The sequence below is a fragment of the Cellulosimicrobium composti genome, from assembly GCF_009711085.1.
Taxonomy (GTDB): domain Bacteria; phylum Actinomycetota; class Actinomycetes; order Actinomycetales; family Cellulomonadaceae; genus Cellulosimicrobium; species Cellulosimicrobium composti.
Genome location: NZ_WMKA01000019.1, coordinates 15,365 through 28,492, shown reverse-complemented (window position 1 = coordinate 28,492; position 13,128 = coordinate 15,365). Strand labels below are relative to the sequence as shown.

Below are 13,128 nucleotides of genomic sequence, written 5' to 3'. Positions count from 1 at the left end.
CGGTGTGCCGGCGCCGGACGAGCGGCGCCCGGCCCTCCCCGCGGATCGCGCGGGGATGGCCGGGCGGGGACGTCAGCCCTTGGACAGCGCCGCGTAGCGGAACTTGAAGGACGGGTCGAGCGTGTCCTCGGCCCCCTCCACGTCCGCGCCGACGACCGCGACCTGCGCACCCTGGAGGTACGGCAGGGTCGACAGGTCGGCCGCGACCTTCGTCTGGATCTCCTCGATGAGCGCGGTGCGCTCGTCGGCGTCCGGCGTCGCCGCCTGCTGGAGGATCATGTCGTTGACCTCCTGGTTGGCGTAGTGGTTCACCAGGAAGTTCTCCGTGAGGAAGAACGGCGTGAGGTAGTTGTCGGCGTCCGAGTAGTCCGGGAACCAGCCGAGCTGGTAGGCCGGGTAGACGTCGGCGGTGCGCTCCTCCGCGTAGGTGACCCACTCGGTCGTCTGGAGGTTGACCGTGAACAGGCCGTCCTTCTCCAGCTGGTCCTTGATGAGCGCGTACTCGTCGGCCGACGACGGGCCGTAGTGGTCGTTCGAGTACTGGAGGTTGAGCGTCACGGGCGTCTCGACGCCCGCGTCGGCCAGGAGCTGCTCCGCCTTGGCGGCGTCGGGCTTGCCCGCACCGTCGCCGTACATCTCCTTGAGCGGCTCGATCGCGCCGGTCAGGCCCGCCGGGACGTAGGAGAACAGCGGGGTGTACGTGCCCTTGTAGACCTGCTCGGAGAGCTCGTCGCGGTCGATGAGCGACGCGGCCGCCTGACGCACCGCGAGCGCCTTCGCCGGGTCCGCCTCGGGCGTCTTCGCGCCGTACGGCTGGGTGTCGAAGTTGAACGTGATGTAGCGGATCTCGCCACCGGGGCCGTCGACGACCTTGACGTCGTCGTTGCCGCGCAGGTCCTCGATGTCCGTCGCGGAGAGGCTGCGCCACGCGACGTCGATCTTGCCCTGCTGGATCTCGAGCTTCATGTTCGACGCCTCGGCGAAGTACTTCACCGCGACCTTGTCGGTCTTCGCCGGGCCGAGCAGGCCCTCGTAGCCGTCGTACGCCTCGTAGGAGACGAGCTCGTTGAACTTGTAGCCCGTGATCGTGTACTGGCCGGCGAACGCGTTGCCGTCGACGATCTCCTGGTCGGGCGTGAGCGCGTCGGCCGCGAACACCTCCTCGTCGACGATCGGGCCCGCGGGGCTCGACAGGATCTGCGGGAAGAGCTGGTCGTTCTCGCTCTTGAGGTGGAAGACGACCGTCGTGTCGTCCGGCGTCTCGACGCTGTCGAGGTTGTAGAGCAGCGACGCCGGGCCGTTCGGGTCGTTGATCGCGATCTGGCGGTCGAACGTGAACTTCACGTCGGACGACGTGAGGTCGTTCCCGTTGGCCCACTTGAGGCCCGGCTTGAGCTTGACGGTGTACTCCGTCGGCGACGTGAACTCGGCCGACTCCGCGATGTCGGGCTCGACGTCGGGGCTGCCGTAGGGCGTGTTCAGCAGGAACGGGAAGACCTGGTTCATCACGGCGAACGAGCCGTTGTCGTACGAGCCGGCCGGGTCGAGCACCGTGACCTTGTCGGTCGTGCCGATGACGAGCGAGCCGCTCGCCGAGCTGCCGCCGTCGCCGCCGTCGCCCTCGCCGTCGTCCGAGCCCCCGCCGCATGCGGTCAGGGTCAGCGTCACCGCCGTGATGCCGGCGGCCGCGGCGAGGAGCCGCTTCCTGGACACCGCTGTCTTGTGTCTACCTCTTTCGTGGGTTTCTCGGGGTGCGAGACACCGGTGGTGCGACGCTGCACGCACCAGGACCCCGACCTGTCGGCGGAGTGTCGTGATTTCTAGCACGACGAGATGTCGCGCCGGGCTCAGGATCGGTAAAAACCTGGACAGAACGCCAGTGTTGTTACCCGGTCGTAACCCTGCGCCCCGGGCAACGGTCGTGACGTGAGACACATCGTCGCGACGTACGGCGCAGGTGTAGAGTCCGCCCCTCTCCGGGCGGCCTCAGGAGTCCGCGGCCGGCACCGACGGGCCCGCCGGGTCCGCGCCGTCGGCGGCGGCACCGAGCACCGAGCCCCCCGTCACGACGACGCCCGCCGCGACGGCCTGCGCGCGCAGGTCGGCGAGCTCGCGCGCGACCGCCCGGACCGCGAACCCGGACACCACGTGGATCGCGCCCGTCACGAAGGCGTAGAGCGCGAACACGACGGTCACGAGGCGCAGCACGTCGAAGGAGTCGAGCGGGCGCGTGACGAGCAGGACCCCGAACAGCACCGAGACGATCCCGACCGCGAGCATCCACGCCCAGCCCAGGTCGCGGTTGCGCGCGAGCGCGGCAGCACCCGCGATCGTCGTGATACCGAGCACGAGGACCCACACGGCCAGCACGTAGTAGACCGCGGTCGCGGTGAGGTCCGGCCACAACGCCACGACCACGCCGAACACGACGTTGACGCCCGCCTGCGCGAGCCACCACGCGGACCCCACCTGCCGCCGGTGCACGAACCCCTGCACGGCGACCAGCACGCCGTCGGCCACGAGGAACGCTCCCAGCACGACCCGGAGCGTCCCCAGCCGCTCGAGCGGCTCGATCATGAGGAGGAGGCCCAGGACGACGAGAAGGGTCCCCCGGACCACCGGGAGCCACCACACCTTCCGGAACGGGTTGCGCTCCTGGCCGTCCTCGTCCGGCGTCGCGGGGTCGCCCGCGGCGGGACGCTCGGTCGTCGTGCCTCGTGCCATGCCGGCCTCCTGGGTGCTCCGCCCCATGCTAGGGAGGGCTTGCTCACACCCGCCCGCCGAACGGGCCGCCACGGGCGTCCGGCATGCGGGCGAACGGGGCGAATCACCCGGAGGAACCGGCCAAATCCCGCGCCCGCCAACACCCCCGCACCTAGACTCGCTCGCATGTCGTCCCCCGCGCCCGAGCCCTCCGCGCGCGACGCGTCCCACGTCGGCGCGGTCGTCGAGGTCGGCTCTCTCGTGAGCCAGGGACGCCCGGAACCGCGGCCGCAGACGGGCGCGCTCGAGGCGCTCCTCGCACCGCGGGACCGCGACGAGGAGGGCACCGTCCGCGTCGTCGACACGGCCGAGCCTCGCGTGCGCCACCCGGTCGACCTCGTCAACCTCGTGCTGTGCGCGGCGGGCGTCGTGGTCGTGCTGCTCATGACCGTCTACGCGCACGGCACGACGGCGGGCGTCGCGGAGGACGTGCGCAACTTCTCCGACCTGCTCGCGCGGATCCTGTTCGTCCCCGTCGCGGTGCTCGAGGGCCTCGTCACGCTCTTCGTGCCCATCGCGGTCCTCACCGAGCTCGGGGTCCGCCGGCTCGGCCGGCAGGTCGTCGAGTCCATCGTCGCCGCCGCCCTCGGGCTGCTCCTCGGCGTCCTCGTCGTGCTCGCGCTGCGCACGTGGGGCTCCGACGAGCTCGTGCGCGGCCTGTCGGTCTTCACGCAGGGCGAGTGGCGGCTCACCGTCCCCGGGTACGTCGCCGCGATCGGCGGCCTGCTCACGGCCGCCGGGACCCGGACCCGGCGCCGCACGGTCAAGTGGTCGTGGAACCTGCTGTTCGTCGCGATCGGCGTCGTGCTCGTCACGGGCCAGGTCTCGCTGCCGGGCATCATCATCACGCTGCTGCTCGGCCGCATCGCCGGGCTGGCGGTGCGCTACGTCTCGGGCGTGCGCAGCGAGCGCGCCTACGGCCCCGACCTCGTGGCGGGCGTCCGGCGCGCCGGCTTCTCCCCCACGGCGCTCGTGCGCGTCCGCGACGTCACCGACGACGAGGAGCTCGCCGAGGCCGCGGACGACCCCATCACCGAGGTCGACGCGGAGGGTCGCATCACCGCGGAGGTCCACGTCGGCGTCCTGCGCGCCCCCGGCGCCACGGACGACGCGGGAACGGTCCTCACCGCCGACGCCGCGCTCGCCGCGCAGCACCTGGGCACGCCCGCGGCGCCCGGCCGGGAGACGGCGGCCGGCCCGGCCGGGGCGCCGGCCGAGGACGACGCCCCGGACGCCCCGTCGGACCCGGCCGCCATCGCGCTCACGCGCGCGGGCGACAACCGCGTCTACGCGATGCTCACGGAGGACGGCGTGCGGCGGGACGTCGTCGTGCTCGACGGCGACCGGCAGGTCGTCGGTTCCCTCACCCGCCTCTGGCGGTCCCTGCGCCTGCGCGGCAGCGAGGGACGTGCCGCGATCTCGCTGCGCGCCGCCGCGGAGCGCACCGCGCTGCTCTCCTACGCGGCACGCGCCGCGGGCGTGCGCACGCCGCGGCTGCTCGGCGTCGCCGAGTCGGAGGACTCGATGGTCCTGGTGCAGGAGCACGCGACCGGAGCCGTGTCGCTGCGCGACCTCCCTGTCGGCGACCTCACCGACTCCGTGCTCAACGAGGCGTGGCGCCAGCTCCGCCTCGCCCACTCCGCCGGGATCGCGCACCGCGCGCTGACGTCGGACGTCATGCTCGTCTCGCGCGAGCCCGCCACCGGGGCGCCGCAGGTCTGGCTGACGGGATGGGAGCAGGGCGACATCGCGTCGTCCGAGCTCGCGCGCCGCCTGGACCTCGCGCAGATGGTCGCGCTGCTCGCGCTGCGCGTCGGCGCGCGCCGCGCCGTGGAGTCCGCGGTGAGCGTGCTGCCCGACGACGACATCGCCGCGATCGGCCCCCTGCTCCAGTCCGTCGCGCTGCCGCCGAGCACGCGCGAGGAGATCCGGCAGGACAAGGAGCTGCTCAAGGAGCTGCGCGCCGCGCTCGTCGAGCGGCTGCCGGAGGCGGACGTCGACCCGCAGCGCATCACCCGCTTCGGTGCGCGCACGATCCTCACGCTCGTCCTCGTCATCGCGGCCGTCACGGCGCTCGTCACGTCGTTCAACTTCGACCAGATCGCGACCGCCGTCACGGAGGCCAACCCCTGGTTCGCCGTCCTGTCGTTCGCGCTCGGCGTCCTCACGTGGGTCGGGGCGGCGCTCACGCTCACCGCGTTCTCCCCCAAGCGCCTGCCGTTCTGGCGCGTCAACCTCACCCAGGCCGCGGGCTCCTACATCGCGCTCGCCGCGCCCGCGGGCATCGGCCCGGCCGCGCTCAACCTGCGCCTGCTCACCCGGCGCGGCATCTCGACACCCATGGCCGTCGCGACCGTGGGCCTCGTGCAGGTGTCGCAGTTCGTCGTGACGATCCTCATCCTCGTCGTGCTGTCCGTCTTCACGGGCGAGGGCGGGCTCGTGCAGCTCCCGTCGACCACCGTCCTGCTCGCGATCGGGGGCGTCGCCCTGGCGGTCCTCGCCACGCTCCTCGTCCCCGCGGTGCGCACGTGGGCGCTCGCGAAGATCCGGCCGACGGTGCAGCAGGTGTGGCCTCGCCTGTCGGAGATGCTGGGGCAGCCGGGGCGTCTCGGGCTCGGCTTCGCGGGCAACATCGTCATGACGCTCGGGTACGTGCTCGCGTTCGACGCCGCGCTCGCCGCGTTCGGGCAGCAGCTCGACCTCGTGGACGTCGCCGTGATCTACCTGGTGGGCAACGCCGCCGGCGCCGCCGTCCCGACGCCGGGCGGCCTCGGCGCGATCGAGCTCGCGCTCATCGCCGGTCTGACCGCCGCGCAGGTCCCGCCCGCGATCGCGACGTCCGTCGCGATGCTCTTCCGTGTCGCGACGTACTGGGCGCGCATCCCGCTCGGGTGGTTCGCGATGCGCTACCTGCAGAAGACCGGCGACCTCTGATGGTCGTCGCCCCGGGGGCGGCTGCGGTGCTGGAGACGCCCTGCCCGCGCTCGGTAGGGTGGGAGCATGTCGAGCCCCGAGGCATCCACTCCGGGGGCTGCCGGTCACGCACCGTCAGCCCCGGACCGCTGAGCTCCTGACACCATCCCGCCTGCCGCCGTGCACGGCCGCGACGGGTGCCGCGCGCCCGGGCGCTGACCGTGGTGACGAGACGCCTCCCCGCTCGTCAACTCACCTCGGAGCCCTCGATGCCTCGTGCCCTGTACGTCCTCGCCCTGGCGGTCTTCGCCATGGGCACCTCGGAGTTCATGCTCGCCGGGCTCGTCCCGGACATCGCCGCCGACGTCGGCGTCCCGGTCGGGACGGCCGGCCTCCTCACCTCGGCGTTCGCCCTCGGCATGGTGGTGGGCGCACCGACCATGGCGGCGCTCACGCGTCGCCTGCCGGCGCGCGCCACGCTCCTCGGCTGTCTCGTCCTGTTCGCCCTCGCGCACGTCGTCGGCGCGGTCACGCCGAGCTTCGCGGTCCTCTTCACGACGCGCCTGGTCGCGGCCGTCGCCGACGCGGGGTTCCTCGCCGTCGCGCTCAGCACCGCGGCCACGCTCGTCGCCCCGGACCGGAAGGGTCGCGCCGTCGCCGTCCTCCTGTCCGGCACCACCGTCGCCATGGTCGCCGGCGTCCCGGCCGGCGCTCTCCTCGGCACCGCCACGGGGTGGCGCTCGACCTTCTGGGCGGTCGCGCTCGTGTGCGTCCCGGCAACCCTCGGGATCGCCCGGGGCATCCCCCGGGCGCGCCGTGCCCACGCGTCCGTGCACGTGGTCGGCGGGCCGTCGCTGCGCGCGGAGCTCGCCGCGCTCGCATCGCTGCGGCTGGTCCTGCCGATGGTGCTCGCCGCGCTCGTCAACACCGGCACCTTCGCGGCGCTCACGTTCCTGGCGCCGCTCGTCACCGACGTCGCGGGGCTGAGCCCGTGGTGGGTGGCGATCGCGCTCGTGCTCTTCGGCGTCGGCTCCTTCGTCGGGGTCACCGTCGCCGGGCGGGTGTCCGACCGCAGCCCGCGGGTCGTCGTCACGGTGGGCGGCGTGCTGCTGCTCCTGGGATGGGTCGCCACGGCAGCGTTCGCGGCGCACCCGGCCGCGCTGCTCGGCCTCGTCCTCGTCCAGGGCGCCCTGGGCTTCGCCGTCGGGAGCACCCTGATCACGCGCGTGCTCTACGCCGCGGCCCGGGCCCCGAGCATGGGCGGGTCCTACGCCACGGCGGCGCTCAACGTCGGAGCGGCCGCGGGGCCGGCGGTCGCGGCGGCGACCCTCGCCACGGGGCTCGGCGAGGTCGGACCGGTGTGGGTCGCCGCCGCGGCCACGGCGACGGCCCTGCTGCTGGCGGCGCCCCTGCTCCGCGTCGTCGCCCCCGCGCAGGCCGGGGCGGCGCGCTGAGCCGCGGACGCCGCCCGGGCGTCAGGCCTTCGGGGTCTCGGCGACCTGGACGTCGACGTGGTAGTTCGTGCCCTCGACGTCGGAGAGCGTGACGGTCGTGTCGTACACGGTGCCGGTCGCCGGGTCGGTGAGCTCGCACTCGACGACCTCACCGTCCACGAGGTCCACGGTGCCGTCGCCGCAGTCCACGTCGGCCTCGCCGATCTCGGCGAGCGCGCCCTCGGCGTCCTGCGCGATCTTCGAGGCGGGGACTGTGAGGTTCGCGCTCGCGCTGGCGGTGCACCCGGCGAGCGCGACCGCGCACAGTGCGGCGGCGGCCGCGAGGACGATCGGACGAGTGGCGGTACGGCGCATGGTGCCCCCTGGGGTGCGTGTGGGTATGTGCGCCCCGATCCTCGCCGATCGCGGCCGCCCGGAGCCAGCCCGCGGGATGGGGACTCGTCCCCATCCCGCCCGCCGTGCGCCCCGTCCCGACGGCGTGCGGCGCGGGGACGTTGGACCCGGGACGGCGGGGGCGGCCCCCGATAGGCTCGCGGCGCACCCCGCGGCGCACGAGCGGCGGCACGGGTGCCGACGATGCTCGACGAGGTGAGGAGCCCGCACGTGAGGATCGGTGTCCCCCGCGAGATGAGGGACGGGGAGCGGCTCGTCGCCGCGACCCCGCGCACGGTCGAGCGCCTGCGGGCGCTCGGGTACGAGGTCGTCGTCGAGCACGACGCCGGTGCGGGGGCCACGTTCTCCGACGCCGCCTACGAGGCGGCGGGCGCGACGGTCGGCGACGCGGCCACCGCGTGGGGCGCCGACGTCGTGACCGCGGTGAACGCGCCCACCGACGCGCAGGTGGCGCTCCTGCGCCCGGGCGCCACCCTCGTCGCGATGCTCGGCCCCGCGAACGACCCCGGCCTCGTGCAGCGCCTCGCGGACCACGGCGTCACCGCGCTCGCGCTCGACGCCGTGCCCCGCATCTCGCGCGCGCAGGCGCTCGACGTGCTGAGCACGCTCTCGAACGTCGCCGGGTACCGCGCCGTCGTCGAGGCCGCGGCCGAGTACGGCGGCATGTTCGCCGGGCAGGTCACCGCCGCGGGGAAGACGCCGCCCGCGACGGTGTTCGTCATCGGCGGCGGCGTCGCGGGCCTCGCCGCGGTCGGCGCGGCCGCGAGCCTCGGCGCGCAGGTACGGGCGTTCGACGTGCGCACGGAGGCCGCCGAGCAGATCGAGTCCATGGGCGGCACGGCCGTGCGCGAGCCCGCCGCGCAGCAGGGCATGTCCGCCGACGGCTACGCCAAGCCGCTCACGCCCGAGCAGGAGGCGGCGGCCCTCGCCGTGTACGCGCGGGAGGCCGCCGAGGCCGACGTCGTCGTCACGACGGCGCTCGTGCGCGGCCGCGCGCCGCGCACGCTCACGGCCGAGGCCGTGGCGGGGATGCGTCCGGGGAGCGTCGTCGTGGACCTCGCGGCCTCGGGCGGCGGCAACTGCGCGCTCACCGTGCCGGGCGAGCGCGTCGTCACCGCGAACGGCGTCGTGATCCTCGGCTGGACCGACCTCGCGGGCCGCCTGCCCCAGCACACGTCGCAGCTGCTCGGGACGAACGTCGTGCACCTGCTCGAGCTCCTCACGCCCGCGCGGGACGGGGCGCTCGTGCCCGACCTCGACGACCCCGTGCAGCGCGGCATGACGGTCGCGCGCGGCGGCGAGGTCCTGTGGCCGCCGCCGCCCGTCGCAGTGAGCGCCGCACCGTCCCCGGTGTCCTCGCCACCACCCGACCCGGCGGTCGACGCGGCCGAGCGGGAGCGCGCCGCCGCCGCGGCGGCCGAGGCCGCGACCCTGCGGCGACGCCGGCGGACCGTGGGCGCGGCGCTCGCCGCGGTCCTCGTGACGCTCGCGCTGTCGTTCGCGCCGCCGTCGCTCGTCGGGCACGTCACGGTCTTCACGCTCGCCGTGATCGTCGGGTACTACGTGATCTCGAACGTCACCCACTCGCTGCACACGCCGCTCATGGCGCAGACCAACGCGATCTCCGGGATCATCCTCGTCGGGGCGCTGCTGCAGATCGGGTCCGACGACTGGGTCGTCACGACGCTCGCCGTCCTCGCCGCGACCGTCGCGAGCATCAACATCTTCGGCGGGTTCCTCGTCGCGAACCGCATGATCCGCATGTTCCGCAAGGACGCTCCGGCGCGGGGGGTGGCCCGATGACCGCGACGTCCGTCGCCCAGGCGGTCTACGTCCTCGCCGCCGTGCTGTTCGTGCTGAGCCTCGCGGGCCTGTCGAAGCAGGAGTCCGCGCGCCGCGGCAACGTCCTCGGCATGGTCGGCATGGTCCTCGCGCTCGCCGCGACGATCGTCCTCGCGCTCGGCACGAGCGCGCGCCCCGTGCTCGTCACCGCGCTGCTCGTCGCGGTCGTGCTGCTCGTGGGCGCGGCCGTCGGCACGTGGCGCGCGCGGCGCGTCGAGATGACGCAGATGCCCGAGCTCATCGCGATCCTGCACAGCTTCGTCGGCGCCGCGGCCGTGCTCGTCGGCTTCAACTCGTACCTCACCGCGCACGCGGCCGGGGGCGACGACGTCGCGCACCTCGTCGAGGTCGCGCTCGGCGTGCTCGTGGGCGCCGTGACGTTCACCGGCTCGGTCGTCGCGTTCCTCAAGCTCTCGGGGCGCGCGCGCTCGGCCCCGCTCCAGCTCCCGGGCCGCAACCTGCTCAACCTCGCGGCGCTCGTCGTGAGCCTCGGGCTCGTCGCGTGGTTCGTCGTCGCGCCGTCGGTCTGGCCGCTGCTGCTGCTCACGGTCGTGTCCCTCGCGCTGGGCTGGCACCTCGTCGCGTCGATCGGCGGGGGCGACATGCCCGTCGTCGTGTCGATGCTCAACTCGTACTCCGGCTGGGCCGCGGCGGCGGCGGGCTTCATGCTCGGCAATGACCTGCTCATCGTCACGGGTGCGCTCGTCGGCTCGTCCGGTGCCATCCTCAGCTACATCATGTGCCGGGCCATGAACCGCTCGTTCGTGTCCGTCGTCCTCGGCGGGTTCGGTGCCGAGGAGGGCGCGGCGCCCGCGGGCGGCGGCGACGTCGCAGCGGGCGAGCACCGCGAGACGACCGCCGACGACGTGGTCGTGCTGCTGCGCGACGCACGGAGCGTCGTCATCACCCCCGGCTACGGCATGGCCGTCGCCAAGGCCCAGTACCCGGTCGCCGAGCTCGTCGAGCTGCTGCGCGACGGCGGCACCCAGGTCCGCTTCGGGGTGCACCCGGTCGCGGGCCGCCTCCCGGGACACATGAACGTGCTGCTGGCCGAGGCGCGCGTCCCGTACGACATCGTGCTCGAGATGGACGAGATCAACGACGACCTGGCGAGCACCGACGTCGTGCTCGTCATCGGGGCGAACGACACCGTCAACCCCGCGGCCCTCGACGACCCCGGGTCGCCCATCGCGGGGATGCCCGTGCTGCGCGTCTGGGAGGCGGGGCAGGTCGTGGTGTTCAAGCGGTCGATGGCCGCGGGCTACGCCGGGGTGCAGAACCCGCTGTTCTTCCGCGAGAACACCGCGATGCTGTTCGGCGACGCGAAGCAGCGGGTCGACGACATCGTCGCGGCGCTGCGCGTCGGCTGAGCGCGCGGGCTCAGCCGAGCACGCGCTCGCGCTCGCGCGGCCGCCCGAAGGTCAGCGACGGCATGATCTCGAGCGACCCGTGGGCCGCAACGTAGTCCTTGAGGTCGCCGCGGAACACGACCCGGCCCGGGAGGTCGAGGAGCGTCTGGGGGCGCACCTGCCAGCGCTCGACCCCGAGGTCGCACACGCCCGCGCCGTGCAGCACGTGGTAGACGAACTCCGAGCAGAAGAAGCGGTCCTCGGCCTCGTGACCGCGGCCGAACCGCGCCCCGACGAGGCCGCGCACGTTGTAGGAGAAGGCGTGCGAGTCGAGCAGGAACTCGGTGATGCGCACCCGGATCGCCTCGTGCTGCTCGGGCGTGACCGGGACGGCGAGCACGACCCCGGGCACGACGTCCATGCCGCGGTACAGGCCGTCGTCGAACCGCTCGCGCCGGAAGCACCCGACGAACGGGTTCCCCGCCCGGCGGCGGCCGAAGCTGAACATGAGGTCGAGGCCCGGGTCGAGCGCCAGGGAGGAGTGCGTGAACTCGTCGCGCGTCGCCAGTGCGATCGTCCGGGACAGGACCGTTCGGCTGCGGGACAGGACGACGTAGACGTTCACGCGAGTGACCATACGATGCCGGAGCCCGCAAGCGGAACGGCCGGGGCGAGGCATTTGTCCGACCGGGCGGGTGCGACCGTCCCGAGAGCCCGCTCGGCGCGCTGCGCGGGGCGGCTCACGCCCGGTTCCGGCGCAGCACCGCCTCGGCGTGCCGCAGGACCGGACCGTCGACCATGCGGCCCTCGTGCGTGAACACCGCGTCCGGGTTCGACGCCGCGGCGTCGAGGAGCGCGCGGGCGGCCGCGACCTCGTCGGGCGTCGGGGCGTACGCGGCCCGGATGACGGGCACGTGGCTCGGGTGGATGCACGCAGTCGCGGCGAAGCCCGACGCCACGGCGTCCTCCGCCTCGGCGCGCAGCCCGTCGAGGTCGCCGACGTCGAGGTGCACCGCGTCGACCGCGGCCTTGCCCGCCGCCCCGGCCGCGAGGAGGACCGCGGCGCGCGCGTGGCGCGCGACGTCCCGGTACGTGCCGTCCAGGCGGCGGCTCGACGTCCCGCCGAGCGACGCGACGAGGTCCTCCGCGCCCCACATCAGCGCCAGCACCTCGGGACGGCGCGCGAGCTCGGGGGCCGCGAGGACGCCCGCCGCCGTCTCGCACAGGGCGAGGACCCGCACCCCGGGCAGCGTCACCGCGAGCGCGCCGAGCGAGGTCAGCAGCTCCGGCCCGGCCTTGGCGACCATGACCGTGCGCAGTCGTGTGTCCGCGAGCGCCGCGACGTCGAGCGCGTGCTCGGGCGTCCCGACGGGGTTGACGCGCACCACCGTGCGACGCGGGTCGAGCCTCGTGGACGCCTCGACGAGCGCGCGCCGGGCCGCGTCCTTCGCGTGCGGGGCGACGGCGTCCTCCAGGTCGAGGACCACCGCGTCGGCGCGGTCGGCGGCCTTGGCGAACCGGTCGGGGCGGTCGGCGGGGCAGAACAGCAGCGCCGGCCCGAGGTCGAACCCGCCCCCGGGCGCGGGGGCGTCCGCGAGGTGCGCGACGCCGTCGGTCACCACGCGCTCTCCTCGTCGCCGCGCTCCAGCACGGGCTCGTGCTCCGCGCCGTGTCCCGCGCCGGGGCCCGTCGCCGCCCCGGCCGCCCCACCGCCGTCGGACGCGGTCCCGCCGGGGGCGGCGCGGGCGGCGTCGGGCCCGCCGGGACCGGAGCGGGCGCCGTCGCGCGCGGGCCCGGGGCGATCGGTGCCGAGCCCCGCGGCCTCGTGCGCCGCGCGCGTCCAGAACAGCGCGGTGCGCACGGCGCGCGCGACGAGCACGCCGTCCTGGTTGAGCCCGCGGTGCTCGAGCGTCACGACCCCCTGCCCCGGCCGCGACGCCGAGAGCCGCTTCTCGACGACCTCCGTCTCGGCGTAGAGCGTGTCGCCGTGGAACAGGGGCCTCGGGAACTCGACCTCGCGGAACCCGAGGTTCGCGACGATCGTGCCCTGCGTGACCTGCCCGACGGACAGCCCGACGACCGTGGAGAGCGTCATCATCGAGTTCACGAGCCGCTGCCCGAACGGCTGCGTCGCCGCCCACGCGGCGTCGAGGTGCAGCGCCTGGTGGTTCATCGTGAGCGTCGAGAACACGACGTCGTCCGCCTCCGTGAGCGTGCGGCCCGGCCGGTGCCGGTACACCACGCCCGGCTCGAGCTCGTCGTAGTACAGGCCCCGCTGGACCACCTCGCGCATCCTGCTCCCTCTCTCTTCGCCCGCCCCGCCCAGCCCCGGGCACCCGTGCGCCGAGAACGACCCTGCTCGCCGTCGAGCACGGGGTTGCTGCCGGAAAGCGCCGGATAACGGCAGCAACCCC

Annotated in this window: 10 protein-coding genes; 4 read left to right on the top strand and 6 right to left on the bottom strand. The window is 74.4% G+C overall.

Annotated features, from left to right (window positions below; all coding sequences use genetic code 11):
• Nucleotides 1-72: 72 nt before the first annotated feature.
• Both GJV82_RS09920 and GJV82_RS09915 read right to left on the bottom strand, forming a co-directional pair.
• The gene (locus GJV82_RS09920) at nucleotides 73-1,713 is read right to left on the bottom strand and encodes an ABC transporter substrate-binding protein (RefSeq protein ID WP_318657488.1); all 1,641 of its coding nucleotides are present in this window, start codon (nucleotides 1,711-1,713) and stop codon (nucleotides 73-75) included.
• Nucleotides 1,714-1,986: 273 nt separating this feature from the next.
• Complete coding sequence (locus tag GJV82_RS09915) at nucleotides 1,987-2,724, bottom strand: HdeD family acid-resistance protein (protein WP_024839910.1); 738 nt, start codon at nucleotides 2,722-2,724, stop codon at nucleotides 1,987-1,989.
• A gap of 165 nt (nucleotides 2,725-2,889) precedes the next feature.
• Here GJV82_RS09915 and GJV82_RS09910 point away from each other — a divergent pair, with 165 nt between their 5' ends.
• Both GJV82_RS09910 and GJV82_RS09905 read left to right on the top strand, forming a co-directional pair.
• Complete coding sequence (locus GJV82_RS09910; protein WP_155099106.1) at nucleotides 2,890-5,697, top strand: flippase-like domain-containing protein; 2,808 nt, start codon at nucleotides 2,890-2,892, stop codon at nucleotides 5,695-5,697.
• A gap of 248 nt (nucleotides 5,698-5,945) precedes the next feature.
• Nucleotides 5,946-7,130: a Cmx/CmrA family chloramphenicol efflux MFS transporter gene (locus GJV82_RS09905; protein ID WP_155099105.1), complete on the top strand. Its 1,185-nt coding sequence runs from the start codon at nucleotides 5,946-5,948 to the stop codon at nucleotides 7,128-7,130.
• A 21-nt stretch (nucleotides 7,131-7,151) separates the two neighbouring features.
• Here GJV82_RS09905 and GJV82_RS09900 read toward each other — a convergent pair whose 3' ends face one another.
• Entirely contained in the window at nucleotides 7,152-7,484 is a 333-nt protein-coding gene (locus tag GJV82_RS09900; protein WP_024839913.1) for a hypothetical protein, read from the bottom strand.
• Between the two features lie 249 nt (nucleotides 7,485-7,733).
• Here GJV82_RS09900 and GJV82_RS09895 point away from each other — a divergent pair, with 249 nt between their 5' ends.
• Complete coding sequence (locus tag GJV82_RS09895) at nucleotides 7,734-9,326, top strand: Re/Si-specific NAD(P)(+) transhydrogenase subunit alpha (RefSeq protein WP_318657487.1); 1,593 nt, start codon at nucleotides 7,734-7,736, stop codon at nucleotides 9,324-9,326.
• On the top strand, nucleotides 9,323-10,735 hold the full coding sequence (gene pntB / locus GJV82_RS09890; RefSeq protein ID WP_155099104.1) for a Re/Si-specific NAD(P)(+) transhydrogenase subunit beta: 1,413 nt from the start codon (nucleotides 9,323-9,325) through the stop codon (nucleotides 10,733-10,735). The genes GJV82_RS09895 and pntB overlap by 4 nt, the downstream gene beginning before the upstream one ends.
• 10 nt (nucleotides 10,736-10,745) lie before the next feature.
• Here the strand turns inward: pntB and GJV82_RS09885 are convergent, their stop codons facing one another.
• The 3 genes from GJV82_RS09885 to GJV82_RS09875 form a co-directional block, all read right to left on the bottom strand.
• Complete coding sequence (locus GJV82_RS09885) at nucleotides 10,746-11,339, bottom strand: hypothetical protein (protein ID WP_115941687.1); 594 nt, start codon at nucleotides 11,337-11,339, stop codon at nucleotides 10,746-10,748.
• Between the two features lie 115 nt (nucleotides 11,340-11,454).
• Nucleotides 11,455-12,336 (bottom strand): HpcH/HpaI aldolase/citrate lyase family protein, encoded by an 882-nt coding sequence (locus GJV82_RS09880; RefSeq protein ID WP_404812956.1) that lies wholly within the window; start codon nucleotides 12,334-12,336, stop codon nucleotides 11,455-11,457.
• Nucleotides 12,330-13,007, bottom strand: a complete 678-nt coding sequence (locus tag GJV82_RS09875) for a MaoC family dehydratase (RefSeq protein ID WP_115941686.1) — start codon at nucleotides 13,005-13,007, stop codon at nucleotides 12,330-12,332. The genes GJV82_RS09880 and GJV82_RS09875 overlap by 7 nt, the downstream gene beginning before the upstream one ends.
• Nucleotides 13,008-13,128: the final 121 nt, after the last annotated feature.

Coding starts and splice junctions, on each gene's coding strand:
- GJV82_RS09915 (WP_024839910.1), bottom strand. CDS start 2,724: ATGGCACGAGGCACGACGACCGAGCGTCCCGCCGCGGGCGACCCCGCG.
- GJV82_RS09910 (WP_155099106.1), top strand. CDS start 2,890: ATGTCGTCCCCCGCGCCCGAGCCCTCCGCGCGCGACGCGTCCCACGTC.
- GJV82_RS09905 (WP_155099105.1), top strand. CDS start 5,946: ATGCCTCGTGCCCTGTACGTCCTCGCCCTGGCGGTCTTCGCCATGGGC.
- GJV82_RS09900 (WP_024839913.1), bottom strand. CDS start 7,484: ATGCGCCGTACCGCCACTCGTCCGATCGTCCTCGCGGCCGCCGCCGCA.
- pntB (WP_155099104.1), top strand. CDS start 9,323: ATGACCGCGACGTCCGTCGCCCAGGCGGTCTACGTCCTCGCCGCCGTG.
- GJV82_RS09875 (WP_115941686.1), bottom strand. CDS start 13,007: ATGCGCGAGGTGGTCCAGCGGGGCCTGTACTACGACGAGCTCGAGCCG.